The sequence below is a fragment of the Streptococcus suis genome (assembly GCA_002831545.1).
In the GTDB taxonomy this organism is placed as follows: Bacteria; Bacillota; Bacilli; order Lactobacillales; family Streptococcaceae; genus Streptococcus; species Streptococcus suis_P.
Genome location: CP025095.1, coordinates 625,137 through 639,852, shown reverse-complemented (window position 1 = coordinate 639,852; position 14,716 = coordinate 625,137). Strand labels below are relative to the sequence as shown.

21 protein-coding genes are annotated in these 14,716 nt (G+C 44.1%); 1 reads left to right on the top strand and 20 read right to left on the bottom strand.

The genetic code is table 11. From position 1 onward, the window contains the following. Positions 1-60: 60 nt before the first annotated feature. Positions 61-864: a peptidylprolyl isomerase gene (locus CWM22_03325; protein AUC91009.1), complete on the top strand. Its 804-nt coding sequence runs from the start codon at positions 61-63 to the stop codon at positions 862-864. Between the two features lie 54 nt (positions 865-918). On the opposite strand, the gene CWM22_03320 is transcribed toward CWM22_03325, so the two are convergent. The 20 genes from CWM22_03320 to CWM22_03225 all read right to left on the bottom strand — a co-directional run bounded on the left by CWM22_03320 (position 919) and on the right by CWM22_03225 (position 14,707). Beyond that, positions 919-1,464, bottom strand: coding sequence for a hypothetical protein (locus CWM22_03320; protein AUC91008.1), 546 nt, complete (start codon positions 1,462-1,464; stop codon positions 919-921). Next, positions 1,461-2,309 (bottom strand): phosphomethylpyrimidine kinase, encoded by an 849-nt coding sequence (locus CWM22_03315; GenBank protein ID AUC91007.1) that lies wholly within the window; start codon positions 2,307-2,309, stop codon positions 1,461-1,463. Before CWM22_03315 ends, CWM22_03320 begins: the two co-directional genes overlap by 4 nt. 196 nt (positions 2,310-2,505) lie before the next feature. Then, positions 2,506-3,195 (bottom strand): 5'-methylthioadenosine/S-adenosylhomocysteine nucleosidase, encoded by a 690-nt coding sequence (locus tag CWM22_03310; GenBank protein ID AUC91006.1) that lies wholly within the window; start codon positions 3,193-3,195, stop codon positions 2,506-2,508. An 8-nt stretch (positions 3,196-3,203) separates the two neighbouring features. Next, the gene (locus CWM22_03305; protein ID AUC91005.1) at positions 3,204-3,524 is read right to left on the bottom strand and encodes a hypothetical protein; all 321 of its coding nucleotides are present in this window, start codon (positions 3,522-3,524) and stop codon (positions 3,204-3,206) included. A gap of 10 nt (positions 3,525-3,534) precedes the next feature. Continuing rightward, positions 3,535-4,080 carry an NUDIX hydrolase gene (locus CWM22_03300; protein AUC91004.1) on the bottom strand — a complete coding sequence of 182 codons (546 nt, stop codon included), beginning with the start codon at positions 4,078-4,080 and terminating at the stop codon, positions 3,535-3,537. An 8-nt stretch (positions 4,081-4,088) separates the two neighbouring features. Then, positions 4,089-5,471, bottom strand: a complete 1,383-nt coding sequence (glmU, locus tag CWM22_03295; GenBank protein ID AUC91003.1) for a bifunctional UDP-N-acetylglucosamine diphosphorylase/glucosamine-1-phosphate N-acetyltransferase GlmU — start codon at positions 5,469-5,471, stop codon at positions 4,089-4,091. A gap of 110 nt (positions 5,472-5,581) precedes the next feature. Then, the gene (locus CWM22_03290) at positions 5,582-5,896 is read right to left on the bottom strand and encodes a hypothetical protein (protein AUC91002.1); all 315 of its coding nucleotides are present in this window, start codon (positions 5,894-5,896) and stop codon (positions 5,582-5,584) included. A 66-nt stretch (positions 5,897-5,962) separates the two neighbouring features. Beyond that, a complete protein-coding gene (locus CWM22_03285; protein ID AUC91001.1) occupies positions 5,963-6,436 on the bottom strand; it encodes an ASCH domain-containing protein in 474 nt (157 codons plus the stop codon). Next, positions 6,433-6,609: a hypothetical protein gene (locus CWM22_03280; GenBank protein ID AUC92831.1), complete on the bottom strand. Its 177-nt coding sequence runs from the start codon at positions 6,607-6,609 to the stop codon at positions 6,433-6,435. The genes CWM22_03285 and CWM22_03280 overlap by 4 nt, the downstream gene beginning before the upstream one ends. A 115-nt stretch (positions 6,610-6,724) precedes the next feature. Further along, the gene (locus CWM22_03275) at positions 6,725-7,423 is read right to left on the bottom strand and encodes a 3-oxoacyl-ACP reductase (protein ID AUC91000.1); all 699 of its coding nucleotides are present in this window, start codon (positions 7,421-7,423) and stop codon (positions 6,725-6,727) included. Continuing rightward, positions 7,416-7,652 carry a DUF2829 domain-containing protein gene (locus tag CWM22_03270; protein AUC90999.1) on the bottom strand — a complete coding sequence of 79 codons (237 nt, stop codon included), beginning with the start codon at positions 7,650-7,652 and terminating at the stop codon, positions 7,416-7,418. Before CWM22_03270 ends, CWM22_03275 begins: the two co-directional genes overlap by 8 nt. Before the next feature lie 80 nt (positions 7,653-7,732). Further along, positions 7,733-8,482, bottom strand: a complete 750-nt coding sequence (locus CWM22_03265) for a hypothetical protein (GenBank protein ID AUC92830.1) — start codon at positions 8,480-8,482, stop codon at positions 7,733-7,735. Positions 8,483-8,558: 76 nt separating this feature from the next. Further along, complete coding sequence (locus CWM22_03260) at positions 8,559-9,353, bottom strand: hypothetical protein (protein AUC90998.1); 795 nt, start codon at positions 9,351-9,353, stop codon at positions 8,559-8,561. Position 9,354: 1 nt separating this feature from the next. Beyond that, a complete protein-coding gene (locus CWM22_03255) occupies positions 9,355-9,672 on the bottom strand; it encodes a PadR family transcriptional regulator (protein AUC90997.1) in 318 nt (105 codons plus the stop codon). Continuing rightward, positions 9,669-9,833: a hypothetical protein gene (locus tag CWM22_03250; protein ID AUC90996.1), complete on the bottom strand. Its 165-nt coding sequence runs from the start codon at positions 9,831-9,833 to the stop codon at positions 9,669-9,671. The genes CWM22_03255 and CWM22_03250 overlap by 4 nt, the downstream gene beginning before the upstream one ends. 73 nt (positions 9,834-9,906) lie before the next feature. Beyond that, a complete protein-coding gene (locus CWM22_03245) occupies positions 9,907-10,092 on the bottom strand; it encodes a hypothetical protein (protein AUC90995.1) in 186 nt (61 codons plus the stop codon). Positions 10,093-10,170: 78 nt separating this feature from the next. Then, positions 10,171-12,183: an ABC transporter permease gene (locus tag CWM22_03240; protein ID AUC90994.1), complete on the bottom strand. Its 2,013-nt coding sequence runs from the start codon at positions 12,181-12,183 to the stop codon at positions 10,171-10,173. Between the two features lies 1 nt (position 12,184). Continuing rightward, positions 12,185-12,943, bottom strand: coding sequence for an ABC transporter ATP-binding protein (locus CWM22_03235; GenBank protein AUC90993.1), 759 nt, complete (start codon positions 12,941-12,943; stop codon positions 12,185-12,187). Between the two features lie 95 nt (positions 12,944-13,038). Then, positions 13,039-14,031 carry a sensor histidine kinase gene (locus tag CWM22_03230; protein ID AUC90992.1) on the bottom strand — a complete coding sequence of 331 codons (993 nt, stop codon included), beginning with the start codon at positions 14,029-14,031 and terminating at the stop codon, positions 13,039-13,041. Next, positions 14,024-14,707 (bottom strand): DNA-binding response regulator, encoded by a 684-nt coding sequence (locus tag CWM22_03225; GenBank protein AUC90991.1) that lies wholly within the window; start codon positions 14,705-14,707, stop codon positions 14,024-14,026. Before CWM22_03225 ends, CWM22_03230 begins: the two co-directional genes overlap by 8 nt. Positions 14,708-14,716: the final 9 nt, after the last annotated feature.

Sequence of the window (14,716 nt, the reverse complement as noted above, 5' to 3'; positions counted from 1 at the left end):
AAAATCCATATTTCATGGTAGAATGAGCATAATTTTCAACAAGACAAGAAAGGATTTTCAATGAAAAAAATACTAGCTCTTGCTCTAGCTTCGAGCATCTTGCTAACTGCCTGCACAAACAACTCGACAGCTAATAGCTCATCTTCTACAGCATCTAGTTCTAGTCCAAGCTCGACTACGACAGCTGATACAACTGCTTCTAGCCAATATGCCAAAGATTTGGCATACGCCATTAACAATCCCAAAGCTACATTCCCTCAACTTTCTAATGAAATTGGTGAAAATGAGGCTGCTGTTAAAATAAAAACAACCGAAGGCGATATCACTATAAAACTCTTCCCCGAGCAAGCACCACTAACTGTAGAAAACTTTCTGACTCATGCGAAGGAAGGATACTATAATGGAACGATCTTCCATCGTGTCATTAAGGATTTCATGATTCAAGGTGGCGATCCTCTTGGAAATGGTACTGGTGGAGAGTCTATCTGGGCCGGAAAAGATACTACTATCGATGCTGGGAATGGTTTTAAAGACGAGATTTCAGCTTTCCTTTATAACATTCGTGGCTCACTTTCTATGGCAAATGCTGGCGCGGGAACAAATGGAAGTCAGTTTTTCATCAATCAAAATACAACAGACATGTCTAGCCAACTCTCTAGTTCTAGCTATCCTGGTAAAATCATTGACGCTTATAAAAACGGAGGCAATCCAAACTTAGATGGCAAGCATACCGTATTTGGTCAAGTCATTGAAGGGATGGACATCGTGGATAAAATCGCTTCAGTCGAAACAGACAATAGCGATAAACCTAAAACAGATGTAAAAATTGAGTCTATTGAGATCATTAAAGACTACACTAACTAGGTCAGACCAATAAAAAATGAAAACTTGAGAATTTCCTCAAGTTTTCATTTTTTATTACAATTGCTTTCCTTGTTTTCCATTATATAAACCCTTGAATACTTGATAGAGGATTGGTACAGCAATGATGGTCGTAATTGCAGTGCCATAGGTTCCTAAGATTCTACCCAAAGCTGCGAGGAAGGAAGCTGAGAAGGTTAACCCTCCGACTAAACTACCCGTCAATGTATACTTCAATAGGTTCAAGATAATTTTTGTGAGGGCTGCAACTATCCCAACCAACATAATATTTGATAGACTATCGTTTGCCTGTAGGAATTTCTCATAAAATAGGTGGAGGACAAAACAGACAATGAGTGATTCTAGAATGGTAATCCAAGCAACAGAAGCATATCCCGACAGTAAATCGAAGATGCCTAGACCGAGTGAGGCTGCCAGCGCTCCTTTTTGGGCACCAAAGATCAATACTCCTACTACCACCAGAGCATTGCCTAGATGGACAAATTGACTCCCAAAAGGAATACGAATAAAGAAGACAACCACACAAATAAGGGCTGCAAATAGGCTAATTTCTGTTAATTGACGCAATTGACTCTGTTTCATAATTTCTCCTTTAATGTTTGAAATGCCTGCTGTAATTCTGCTAGAAAAGGTTCAAAGGAAATCCCAAATTTCAAGTCTCTATCCAAAGCAAGGGTACGCTCTAAACTCTTGTCGATAAAATCTAAAGCTAGAGGGATAGCTTGATGGAGATTGATTTGTTGGGTGGTTGCTACAGCCAACAAGGTAGATAGAATGTCACCTGTTCCAAAGAAATTTGCTGGATATTTTTTAGACATATAGGTAGTTATTTCCCCTGTTTCCTGCTGAAAATAGGCTACACCTATTTGGCTATCATCAAAGGAAATCCCTGTCAGTACAATATCTGCAGATACCTGCTCTGCTAAAGCTTCCAGTAAGTACTCAATAGCCGCCCTATCGTAGCAAGCTCCCAAATAATCCCTCCCTGTCAAAAAAGCTGCCTCTGTTACATTGGGAAGAATGAGCTTGGCCGACTGGATCAACTCTTTCATGGCTTCTACATAGGTAGGGGTGAAACCTGTATACAACTTGCCTCCATCCCCCATGACCGGATCAACAATCAATGGTGTCTCTGTTTGTTTAGCATACATAGCCAATTGACTTAGTTGCTGAGGATTTCTACAGTAGCCAGACAAGATGCCTGCCAACTCCAAATTCAAGTTCTTCCACTGTTCAAAATAGGCTCGATTCAAGTCAGTCATATCTTCAACGACAACATCTGGAAAACCACCCGTATGAGAAGAAAGTAGTACCGTTGGTAAAAGAATCGTTTCTACCTGACAGGCTGCTGCAATTGGGATGCTAGTGGCTAGGGCAACCTTACCCACACCAGGCAAATCATTTGCAAGCAATAATCGCTGAACCATAACAACCTCCTAAATTATTTTTCTTAAACAAAATTGTAAAGTATTTTCACGAGCTTTTCAATAACTCTTATCAGAAATTGTATGGGGACAGATGGCTGAAACCTTATAATATCGGGCTCAAATTACTGCATAAGAAAAACAGTAACAACTTTTTGCTACTGCCATCCTATTTCAATGTATTGTTGTCAAAATCTGCTTAATTTTTCTCCAGAAAGGCAATCAGGATCTGGGCAGAACGTTCTCCTGCTTGAATGATAAATTCATCAAAGGTGATATTGGCATCTCCCTGAGCTGTGTCACTCATGGCACGGATAACCAAGAATGGCTTACCTGTATTGACAGCTGCTTGAGCGATAGCTGCTCCTTCCATCTCTACGGCAAGGACTTCTGGAAAATGAGTTTTGATCGTAGCAATTCTCTCCTGACCTGCGATAAAACTGTCACCTGTCACAATCAGACCCACATGACCAATCATTTCCTGCTCTGCTAAAACGGTTCTTAGCTGTTCTAACAAGACTTGGTCGGCTGGATAATACAATTCCTGCCCTGCCATTTGCCCGTAAGAATAGCCGAAAGCCGTCACATCCACATCGTGGTAAGCCAATTGATTCGCTACAACCACATCACCGATGGCAATACCATCAGCAACAGCTCCTGCCGAACCTGTATTGACAATGACATCAACCGAAAAACGATCTGCCAAAACAGCCACGGACATAGCTGACATAACCTTACCGATACCTGACTGAACAAGAACGACTTCATGTTGACCGATTCGTCCCTGATAGTAAGTTCGACCCAAGACATCGGTTTCAGTTGCATCTTGTAGATGCTCAACCAAAATCTTTAATTCCTGAGGCATGGCTGCGATAATTCCAAATTTCATCTCTTCTCCTAAATAAATAATACTGCAATGATAAACATTATCAGTAAGATGATGACCCAAAAAAGGATTTTGTTTACCTTACTGCGGAAAGCTTCTCGCTTGATGGTTTCGATACGGCGACTTTTTACTACAGTAGGTTTGACCGGGATTCGGATCGTTTGTCCCTCTTCATATCCCTGATAATCTTCTTCTAGATATGGATCGAATAGAGCATCATCCATTGATATATCCTGGTTTGGACGATAGTGTCCAAACTGGCTAGATTGGTCGGAATACTGTTTCTTTTTCGCTTTCTCTAAAATTTCATCCGTCAACAAGGGCTTGCCCATTGCTAGTTTCCTACTTTCTCATGAGTTGTAAATATTGGATAGCCATGATGGTCTTTGCATCACAAATATCGCCAGTAGCCACCAAGTTCAAAGCCTCTTCCAAGGTTACCTCATGTAATTCGATCACCTCATCTTCATCCATTGGACGAGGATTTTCAACCTTGATAAGGTTATCTGCTAAATAAAGGCGAATTCGTTCATTACAGAAACCGATGGCTGAATAGAAGTCTGCCAACAAGGTCAGTTTGTCACTAGTATAGCCTGTTTCTTCTTCTAATTCACGCAACGCAGCATCTTCAAGCGTATCTTCTTCGCCTAGCTCCAATTTCCCCGCCGGAATTTCATAAATAGTACGTTCAATGGCCTTGCGGTATTGTTTGACCAAAATCATTTTACCTTCTGGGGTAACGGCTAAAACGCAAACTGCTCCCTTGTGGAAAATGAGTTCGCGCTTACCAGTTCCACCATTTGGCAAGGCAACATCATCTACTACTACATCAAAAATATGCCCTTTAAAAATTTCTGTCCGCTCAATGGTTTTTTCTTCAAAATTCATATGATTACCTATTTTTGACTTGGATGGAAGGGAAAGCGGGTCGCATAACCTTCTTTGTTTTCTTGACGACCACGACCAATACCGATGGCATCCTCTGGAATGTCTTTTGTAATGACAGAACCTGCAGCCAACAAGGCGTTGTCCCCAATAGTTACTGGTGCGATGATGGTTGAGTTAGAGCCAACAAAGGCATTATCTCCAACGGTTGTTTTAAATTTATTTTTACCGTCGTAGTTGACCGTGATGGTACCAGCACCAACGTTAACATTATTGCCAATCGTTGCATTTCCTAGATAGGTCAAATGACCAGACTTCGTTCCTTGACCAAGCGTAGAGGCCTTGATTTCCACAAAGTTTCCAACGTGAACATCTTTTTTCAGGAGACTGCCTGGACGAATATGGGCGTATGGTCCTACCGTCACACCTTCTTCAATAACAGATTCTTCAATATCTGAGTTGCTGATAACTACATCTGCTGCAATTTTCGCATCACGTACACGAGTACCATTGGTTAAAACAGTACGTTCACCAATCACAGTTTGCCCTTTCAAGACAACGTTGGCTTCTATGACCGCTTCTGCTCCGATTTCCACATCAATGTCGATATAAGTTGCTTCTGGATTGACAAAGGTTACGCCGTTAATCATGTGTTTTTCATTGATTCGTTTGCGCATAACAGCTTCTGCAGTCGCAAGAGCGACGCGGTCATTGACACCGAGACTTTCATCAAAGTCTTTAAGAACATAAGCACCGACCTTCTCGCCTGCCTGACGGAAAATCGAAATAACATCTGTCAGATAGTATTCACCTTGGGCATTGTCCGTATTAATATCTTTAAGCGCTTCAAAAAGACGTTTATTATCAAACAAGTAGGTTCCTGTATTGATTTCTTTCACTTGTTTTTCAAAATCGTTGGCATCTTTTTGCTCAACAATTTTTTGCACTTCCCCATCAGCATTTCGAATAATCCGACCATATCCGAATGGGTTATCAGCCTGAGCTGTCAAGATAGTCGCAACATTCTTATGGCTGACATGAAAGTTAATGAGGTTCTTCAAGCTTTCTCCTGTAATCAGCGGTGTATCTCCTGCGATAACAAGGGTCTGACCTTCTAGGCCTGCCAATGCAGGCTCAGCCATCATAACGGCATGCCCTGTTCCCAACTGTTCAGATTGAAGGGCAAACTCTGACTGGCCTTCGAGAACTGCCTGCACCAATTCTGCCTTATGCCCGACAATGGTTACAGTCTTAGCAGGTTCCATGGCATCAACAGCACGCTTCACATGCTCCAACATGGTAATTCCTGCCACTTTGTGTAAGACCTTTGGCAAGTCAGACTTCATGCGAGTTCCCTTACCCGCCGCTAGGATAATTGCATAGTTATTGCTCATAGTTTTCTCTCTTTTCAATGATATACTCCTATTATAGCAAATTTTAGTTTTTTTGGAAAATAGCGGAAGTGTGCCAAGTTTTAAGTCAAGCAAAAAGGAGCCTGAGCTCCTTAGAATATTAAATGAAGACCTCGTTTACCATCTTCTCTTGCTTGCTCCGTCAGAGCTTTAAACTCTTCCCAAACAGGGCGTTCTTGGTCTGTAAAACGGAGATTACTGCCTGGCAAGCTGGCATTGGATACCGCTTGAACAAAGCCTGACAAAATGGTTGCCAAAGCCACACCGTCCTTACTGGCCACATCTTCCTTGGTCACAAGCAAGGCTGACTGCAATTTCTCCGTCAGTTCTTTGCCGATTGTTTCCTCTTTTCCAGCCAGAATGGGAGAAAGTTGGTCCAACAAATTAATAACACGCTGTTTATCCATAGGATTCTCCTTGGTTTTGTTTTTATATTATTATATTACAAAACCAAGGTGCAAACAAGAAAAAACTTATATTTTAGGGTAAACCAATTCAAATTCTTCACAGACAACCAGCATGTCTTCTGAGAAGGACAGGCCTGCTTCTGCCAGCCAGATAGTGAAAAGCTCTTCATGGATCTGTCGCCAGTGGATCAGACTTTTCGCTTTTATGTCAGACAAGTTACCTCCCTGACGGAACTCGCCCTCCTTATAGGCATGTTCTTCCGTCACTTGGGAAAAGGGCGTCACATAGATCTTGGTGGTCTGGATAATGCAAACAGCCTGACCTTGTCCGTCCAGAATGATGTCATAGCCACCAGCTCTTGGAATTTCTTCTCCCTCTACTTCATAGAGGGCATGGGCAGAGCTGGTTGAGGTTTTGATGCCTCTAGCCACCAAATCAGCCAGTCGATCAGCTTCCGCCCCAAAAGCCCAGGCCTCAGGCTCAGGACCTGCTTGGGGATTGATAGTAAGAAATTCTTGCCATAATTCTGTTGGGGTCATGGGTGTTCCTTTCTAGAAATTTGCCAATTCTTCGCTTGATCAAGTAAAGCCTCAAATCCATAAGGAATTTGATTTAGAAGTGTTTCGGTTATCCCAAACTGGAGTATCTCAACTAAAGCAATTAATTGAACATCTGCAATGTCATGAATATCTCCACAAAGAAATTGCCACATCCCATCTTCCAAGTCGTGACTGATGTAGGTTATCGGTTTATTCGCTTCACTTATGTGTTTACAGATCACTACTGCTACATGAGGATTATCATCAAAAATCAACATCACTTTCCTCCTACTTCAAACTCCAGCCGCCGTCGATGGTGATAATCTGGCCTTGCATGGAAGCGAGTTTTCCAGTAGCCAGCATGAAGGTCAGCTCTGCTATTTCGCTGGGCTGGGTCCAACGTCCAATCGGAGTCTGGTCTGCCACCCAGTCCGCTAGGCCACCAGGCTCAAAGTCCTTCTGGGTCATGCCTGTCTGAACGGCACCTGGGGCAATGCCGAAGACCTGGACCTTGTCCTTGGCATAGTCCAGTGCCAGCTGCTTGGTAAAACCTGCCAAAGCATGCTTGGAGGCGGTGTAGGCTGAGCCCCCTCCTCCTGCTAGACTGGAGGCAATGGAGCACATATTGATAATGATGCCCGACTGTCTGTCCACCATTTGCTGCAGATAGGGGCGAGTTAGTCTAGTCACCGCAAAAAAATTGACCGCGAAGATGCGAGCTAATTCATCCTCCTCGATATCCAGATGGGGACGGTAATCGTCTAGAATGCCTGCGGTGTTACAGAGGACATCGACTGACTGACACCAGGAAAAGACGGGCGATAAATCGCCTGTCAGGTCCAGCTGTAGAAAGTGGAAATCGCCTGCCAAATCAGGCTTGCTGGCCTGATCAATCCCGTACACACGCCAGCCATTTTCCAAAAAAATCCCTGCCTGTGCTAGACCAATGCCGCTGGAAACGCCGGTGATGAGGGCTGTCTTAGTCATGGACTTCTACCCAGTCGGTGGCAAGGACGTCGCAAGGGGTCGGGCTCCACATGGAGAAGCCCTCGCCCTCTCCGGTTACGTTGATGAGGAAATAGGGCGTCGCCTCCAGCTTTTGCCCGTGAACCTCGATGGTGTCAAAGAGCTGGACGTAGTTCTCCGCCCCACCCCAGCCTGTGCGAACGTACTTTTTCTTGGCTTTCAAGCCTGGTAAAATCTCTTCAAATGTCATTTGAAACTCCTTTATTCTTCTATCTTTCAATCATTATACCAAAAAATCAGACTACTCTAAAGCATAGTCTGATCCTGTTTCTAAGTCATATTCTCCTTTTTCAATAGGAAAAATGTGCCTGCAAGCGTTGAGAAAAAGGCAAGAACCATAAAGATAAGAGGCAACCAACCTGTCCAATCCTGCGGTCCGTAGCCAAACTGACTGGCCAGCAGCTGACTAAAGCCGCTGAGCACCGTTAGCACATAGGCTGGAATCAAGGTATCTACAATTGCTGACTTACTGCGATAGTAGAAGAGACCAACTGCGATTCCTAGAATCACCAAAAGACTGGCCCACAAGGGCAGGGAAAGACCCTCATAAAACTGACGACTAATCCAAAAACGCAAGACAATCAGCCCCACAAAACTAACCCCCCACGTCCCCATCAGCAGATAGGACTTGATTTTTGACCGTTCATAGACTAGGTTCTTTAGGATGAAAAAAGCAGAGCTGGGCAGAATGAGCGCCAGAAGCAAATCGCACAGCAAGCCCCGCCATTCTAGGACCATTTCACCAGTCACTCCAAACAAACCTAAGAAAAACCAGCTAATATAGACCAAGGAAATAATTCCTGTTAACCGCAGACCATAGTACCAGCGAATGGGCGGTAGGTCAGACAAGAGTTCATCCGCCATCTGCTTGCTGTCTTTGCCTAAAAAATCCTCTGCCGACTGACCATCTGCTTGAGCATCCAAGACATCTTGATAAATAGATAGCAAGAGTTCGGTCGCCCTCTCCTCCTGCTCATGAAAGGCTGACGCCAGTATCAAGTAAGCATGGAGCTTGCGCATATAGGCCTTGTTTTCCTTGGTCAACTTCCCCTGTAAGCTGCTAATAGCATTCAAATGTTCCTGTTGCTTGTTCATCTTACTTCTCCTTTTTCCATACCAACAACCAAACACCTAGCCAACTAGAAATTGCAGGAATGAGCAACAATAGTAAGTTTAGCCAAACTGGGACGGTCATGACCATATGCAATACACCGCCAACAATCAGAAAGAGATAGGTCGGTAAAAAGACATAGCGGACCAACTTTTCCTTTTGGAAAAATAGCAGAGCTAAACCGAGAACGGTAAGTGGCACTGCAAGCCCCCAGCCAGTCAAGACTAGGTCAGGTTCCTTGGGCATTGCCCAAAGACGAAGTCCGCAAATCAGGAGAAAAAGAAGGGGGATACAGAGAACGCTTGCCCAAACCTTGATTTTGCTGGTCTGGTAAATCAAACCGCGAATGAGGAGGAAAATCCCTGCTGGCAGGAGGTAGCTGAGAACCATGTCACACACCAATCCCAGCCAGTTGAGGGAAATGGTGCCTGTCCCTGCAAAGTCCATCAGCCATTGGCTGCCGAGGTAAATGATGAGCATGAGGCAACTCAGGTTTGCGACTTCCATGAAACCAATCGGAGGGAGGTAGCTGAGTAGGTCGTCTGCCATTTGCTTGCTGTCTTTGCCCAGAAAATCCTCCGCCGAAAGCCCATCTTTTTGGGCTTCCAGAACATCTTGGTAAATGGATAAAAGCTGGGCAGTCACTGCTTCTTCCTGCCTGTGAAAGACAGAGGCAATCATCATATAGCCATTGATACGGCCCATATACTCCTTGTTTTCCTTGGTCAGCTGGTTTTCAATCACTTCAATCTGCTTGCGGTATTCCATTTGTTTGCTCATCTTATTCTCCTTTCAATCGCTGAACCTTTTGGACCAATTCCGTCCACTGCCTCCAAAAATCTTCTAGATAAGCCTTGCCCTGGTCTGTAAGATAAAAATACTTCCTGTCGGGTCCGTCTGGCGAGGGCTTGTTTTGGCTGTAAATCAAGCTATTTTTTTCTAACTTCTGGAGGAGGGGATAGACTGTCCCCCCGACCATGTTTTCAAAGCCCTGTTTTCTCAACTCCTGAACCAACTCATAACCATAAATCTCCTTCTGACTGATAATTTGTAATACACAGCCATCCAGGACCCCCTTGAGCATCTGGGTTTCTTTCATAAGTCTTCCTCTTCCTCTACAAAAAATCCAAACAGTAAGCCTGATACTAACAGGATGCCTAAGATCACAATAGAATCCAAAGCCCAGCCAGTTATAATGGCCGTCATAAGCGTGATGCCTGCTAGTTTCCAATTTTCTCGTCTCATCTTGTCCAATTTCATACTGCCTCCCCATCTAGTTTGTAATACACACTAGTCAGATAAAAATAAAAGTGATTTTCTTTGTTTTCTATCACTAGTTTGTTTTACCTATTAGTCTTGTATCTATAGTGTAACACAAGGCAGCTAGTATGTAAAGCAAAATAGTGAAAACTGAGTAAAAAAAATCAACACTACTACTCAAAGTTAGTGTCAACATCTCACCGCAGTGGTTGATTGGCAGATTTGTTCGTGTCTTACACTCCAAATCTGACCTAATCAACTGTGCGGGGGTGGGAAGACGAACTCTTTTTACTAGTCGAGTTCTTTCCCACTCCCAAAAACTTGGGTTGCCCCAAGTTTAGGAAATAATCTGTTTATAAGACCGTGTTGTGATGGCATAGACCACTAGGTAGAGGAGGAGATAGCCACCACAGATGCCTGCTGTCACCTGCAGCATAAGCCCTGCATTGACCACGCCGATAGACAACAAGATAGACGAGAGCATCTTGTAGGCAAAGGCTAGATGAACAAAGGCAAGTAGGATAGGCAGGAAGAAAACTGTCAGCAATTGCTTGCGAATGGACTGTCTGGTCTGGTCCTCATCCAGACCAACCTTGGTCATAATGACGAAGCGGTCTCTGTCTTCATAGCCTTCTGAAATCTGTTTGAAGTAAATCACCAGCACCACCGCCATCAAAAAGATGAGTGAAAGCAAGAGGCCGATGAAGAAAAGTGAACCTGCAAAACTGAAGAAACTACGCATCGCATAGGCACGGTAGGCGAGACTAATCGAGTTGGTCCCATCTGGAAGAATATTAGAGCTCCACAGTTCGCTTTCAAAAGTACTGGATAAGAAGATCTCCTGGCTATCTACCTGCTCTTCTTCTGGTAGACTACTTTCAAAGCCCATATAATAGCGATTTTCGGCTTGATTTTCAAATATTGTCAAGTCTTGAACAACAATGACCAGATATTGGCTGAGAAGGAAGGAACCATGGTCTGGTAGATGTCCTAAAGTCACATTCTTGGGCAAGACTTGGGCAACTTCCATCTCCTTTTCATCAAAGGTGAGGGTTTGACCAGCTTGATACTGGACTCCCTTACTATAAATGGCCACTTGGTCAGATGCCAACTGGAGTTTTTCTCCCGTCATCTTTTCATAGCTGGCTTGTTCAAGGACAAAACCGATCCCAACTCGGTCAGAGAAATCCATACCAGCGGCTTCTTCATTCGTCAAAAATCTTACTTGCTGGTTTGTCACCTCAGAAAAATAGGCTTGCTGGTAAGGATAGCCCACCTTACTTTCAATAGGAATATCCTTCTCTTCTAAGATAGCTTCCGCCCACTCCTCCCACTTCTCCGTTTGAGCTTTTGAAGTGGTTGGCTGCATTCCAACATCAATCGAAAAGTCATTTGGATTTTGATTGGCAATATAATCCTTGCCACCGATGTAAATATTGAGCCCTCCAACCATGGTCACCAAGAACATACTGGAGAGGATGGTAATGGTCGCAAGACCCAGAGCATTTTTCCGCATACGGAAAATCAAGTTGGATACAGAAATGAAATTCTCTGGCTTGTAGTAATAGGTCTGACGCTGTTTTAGCCAGTTTAAGAGACTGATAACACCTGCGTGGAAGAGCAGGTAGGTCCCAAGGATAACCAGAAGAGTTGCTCCAAAGAAACTTGGAATAGCCTGCATCGGACTGGTCACTAGTTGAGCAATAGCATAGCCTGCCCCCAATAGGATAAGGGCTAAGAGGGTCTGTAGCCAGAGTAAGCCTGATTTCTTATCCCCACGCTTCTTACCTTGGACCAGTTTGAGTGAGTCGGTCAAGCCCAGTTTTCCAATATTAAAGAGGCTGACCAAGGCAAAAATCCCAAAGAGATAGATAAGTACAGTGACTAGACTTTTCAACTGGAAGGTTGAAGCCAGGACCACAGGCATCTGCATGGCTTTCAGCAAGAGCGCATAGAAGAGTTTATCTAGAGCCAGTCCCAAGAGCAAGCCAGCTAGAATGGTACCGACTGAAAAGACCAGGTTTTCTAGAAAAGTCATCAGGAGGAGGTGTTTTTTCTCCAAGCCTAGAATACTATAAACACCGAACTCTTTTGACCGTTGCTTCATGACAAAACTATTGGCATAGAAGACCATGATGGCAACCGCCAACATGACCACAATCATACCGAAGCCCAATACCATGGTTACCCCATCGGCTCCCTTGACCCGACCTAAATCAGGATGAAAGGCAAGCGAGGCAAAAATATAGGCAATGGCTGTTGAAACTATAGTCATTAGGGCATAGGGAAAATAGAGCCTGCGGTTCTTTTTGAGATTGGTCAGAGCCAATCGAACAGTTAGTCCAAACATACTACTCACCTCGATTCGCCATCAGTGTCAAGGTATCTGAAATCAACTGATACATTTCCTGACTGGTTCTCTCACCTCGGTAGATTTGATTGTATAGAATACCGTCCTTGATGAAGAGGACCCGTTTGGCACGACTAGCCGCTGCAGTTGAGTGGGTCACCATCAGAATGGTCTGCCCCTGCTGGTTTATCTGCTCAAAGATATCCAACAAGGTTGCAGAGGACTTGGAATCTAAGGCCCCAGTCGGCTCATCTGCCAAAAGAATTTCAGGTCGTGTGATGATGGCACGCGCCACCGCAACTCGCTGCTGCTGACCACCCGAAATCTCATAGGGCATCTTGTCTTGCAAGGTCGCAATTCCCAGGCTATTAAGCGTATGAATGAGTCGCTTGTTCATCTCATCAATTGGATAGCGGGATAAAACCAGAGGCAAAAGCACATTGTCCTTAACAGAGAGGGTATCCAAGAGGTTAAAGTCCTGAAAGACAAAGCCCAATTTCTCCCGACGAAAGGCTGCCGCTTCCTTGCTCTTGATAGACTGGGTATCCAATCCGTTAAGCAAGACCTGGCCCTGCGTTGGCTTATCAAGGGTTGCCAAAATATTGAGCAAGGTGGATTTTCCAGAACCAGACTCACCCATAATGGCGACATATTCACCCTTTTCCACTGTAAAATGAATATCCTTCAAAGCCTCAACCTGTCCCACCTTAAAGAGAGAACTGTATATCTTTTGAACGTGTTGAACATCTAAAACTGACATAACTTGACTCCTTTTCTTTTTCTACCTTCATTCTACACGGTCCCAAGATAAACTACCATAGCCTTAGCTTTCATTTACGTGACAGTTTTGTAAGATTAATCAAAAATCAACTCCACTTCTTTGATACCGATTCGCACCTCTGTTCCCTGACCCACTTTTGATTTTAGCTTTAGGGAATAGCCCAGCTCCGCAGCAATTTTCCGTGAGAGATAGAGCCCCAGACCCGAAGATTGCTGGGTTCTGCGGCCATTGAAACCTGAAAAACCACGTTCAAAGACCCGTTCCAAGTCGCTCTCAGCAATCCCAATTCCCGTATCACGAATGACCAAATCATCTCCGTCCAAAACAATCGAAACGCTTCCCCCCTGACAATACTTGAGGGCATTGGATAAAATTTGCTCTATCAACAGGCCCAGCCAGCGTTTGTCGGTCTTTACTATCCTATCCAACTGCCCCAAGTCCAAGCTAGTATTAGCCTGAATGAAAAAGAGGGAATATTTCTTGACCAGACTTCTGACCAACTCTTCCAAATTGACGGATTCGATAACCAAATCATCATGGAAAGATTGTAGACGGAGATAATTCAAGACCAAGCCTGTGTATTGCTCAATCTTGAAGAGTTCTGTTTCTAGCTGATGACGGACTGGACTACTATCTACTTCCTTGACCAAAAGTTGACTGGCTGCAATAGGTGTTTTCATCTGGTGGGCCCAGAGGGTGTAGTAGTCATCTAATTCTGTCTGTTCCTGACGCTGTTTTTCAATCAAGAGCTTGTTCTGGACTTCTAGTCGCTCCACTTTTTCCTGCAACAAACGCTCACTGGCTGTCCCAGTAGTCACTTTCTGACCACGCCAGATTTTTCCAAAGCGGGAAAATTCCCTGAAAAAATCCCAGAGGAGGGCGAGGAGCCAGCAGATAGTGAGTAGGGTGAGGGCGTAGAAAATCAAGTTTCTTTGGATGTCAAAGAGGCTACTATAAGCCAGAATAGCCACAGCAAAAACGGCGTAGGCTATCAGAAAAATCAAGCGATGACCAAGCCATGAGGTCAAAAATCCTGGTACTAATGAGCCAAAATCATCCTTATTCATGTGTCCACACCAGGCCGTAGCCTACTCCTTTCTTGGTCGCAATCACATCTGGCAGATTCAGTTCTGCCAACTTTTTACGCAGGCGAGCAATGTTAACCGACAAAGTATTGTCATCCACAAAAATATCACTGTTCCAGAGTTCTCTCATCAGCTCCTCACGGCTGACGACTTCCTTGCCATGTTCAAAAAGCACCCGTAAAATCTGAAATTCATTTCGGGTCAATTCCTCTACATCCTGTTTATAGGACACCTGCATGGTCTTCAAGTCCAAGGAAACTTCTTCAAACCAGAGTAAACTTTGTTCGCCGACAAAGTCATAGGTTCTTCTGAGAAGCCCCTGTATTTTAGCCAAAAGCACCGTCATTTCAAAAGGCTTGGTCACATAGTCATCCGCCCCCATATTGATCGCCATAACAATATCCATTGGCTGGTCATGGGAAGACAGAAACATAATAGGCACACGGGATGTCTTGCGAATTTCCTGACACCAGTAATAGCCATTGAAAAACGGCAGACCAATATCCAGCAAAATCAAATGGGGCTGAAACTCTTCCATCTGTTCCAAAACCATCTGAAAATCTTGGACCTCTTGAACCTGATAACCCCAGTTTATCAAGTTTTTAGCAACTAGTTGACTAATCGTTTTATCATCCTCGATAACTAAAATCTTTTGCATCGCTCTCTC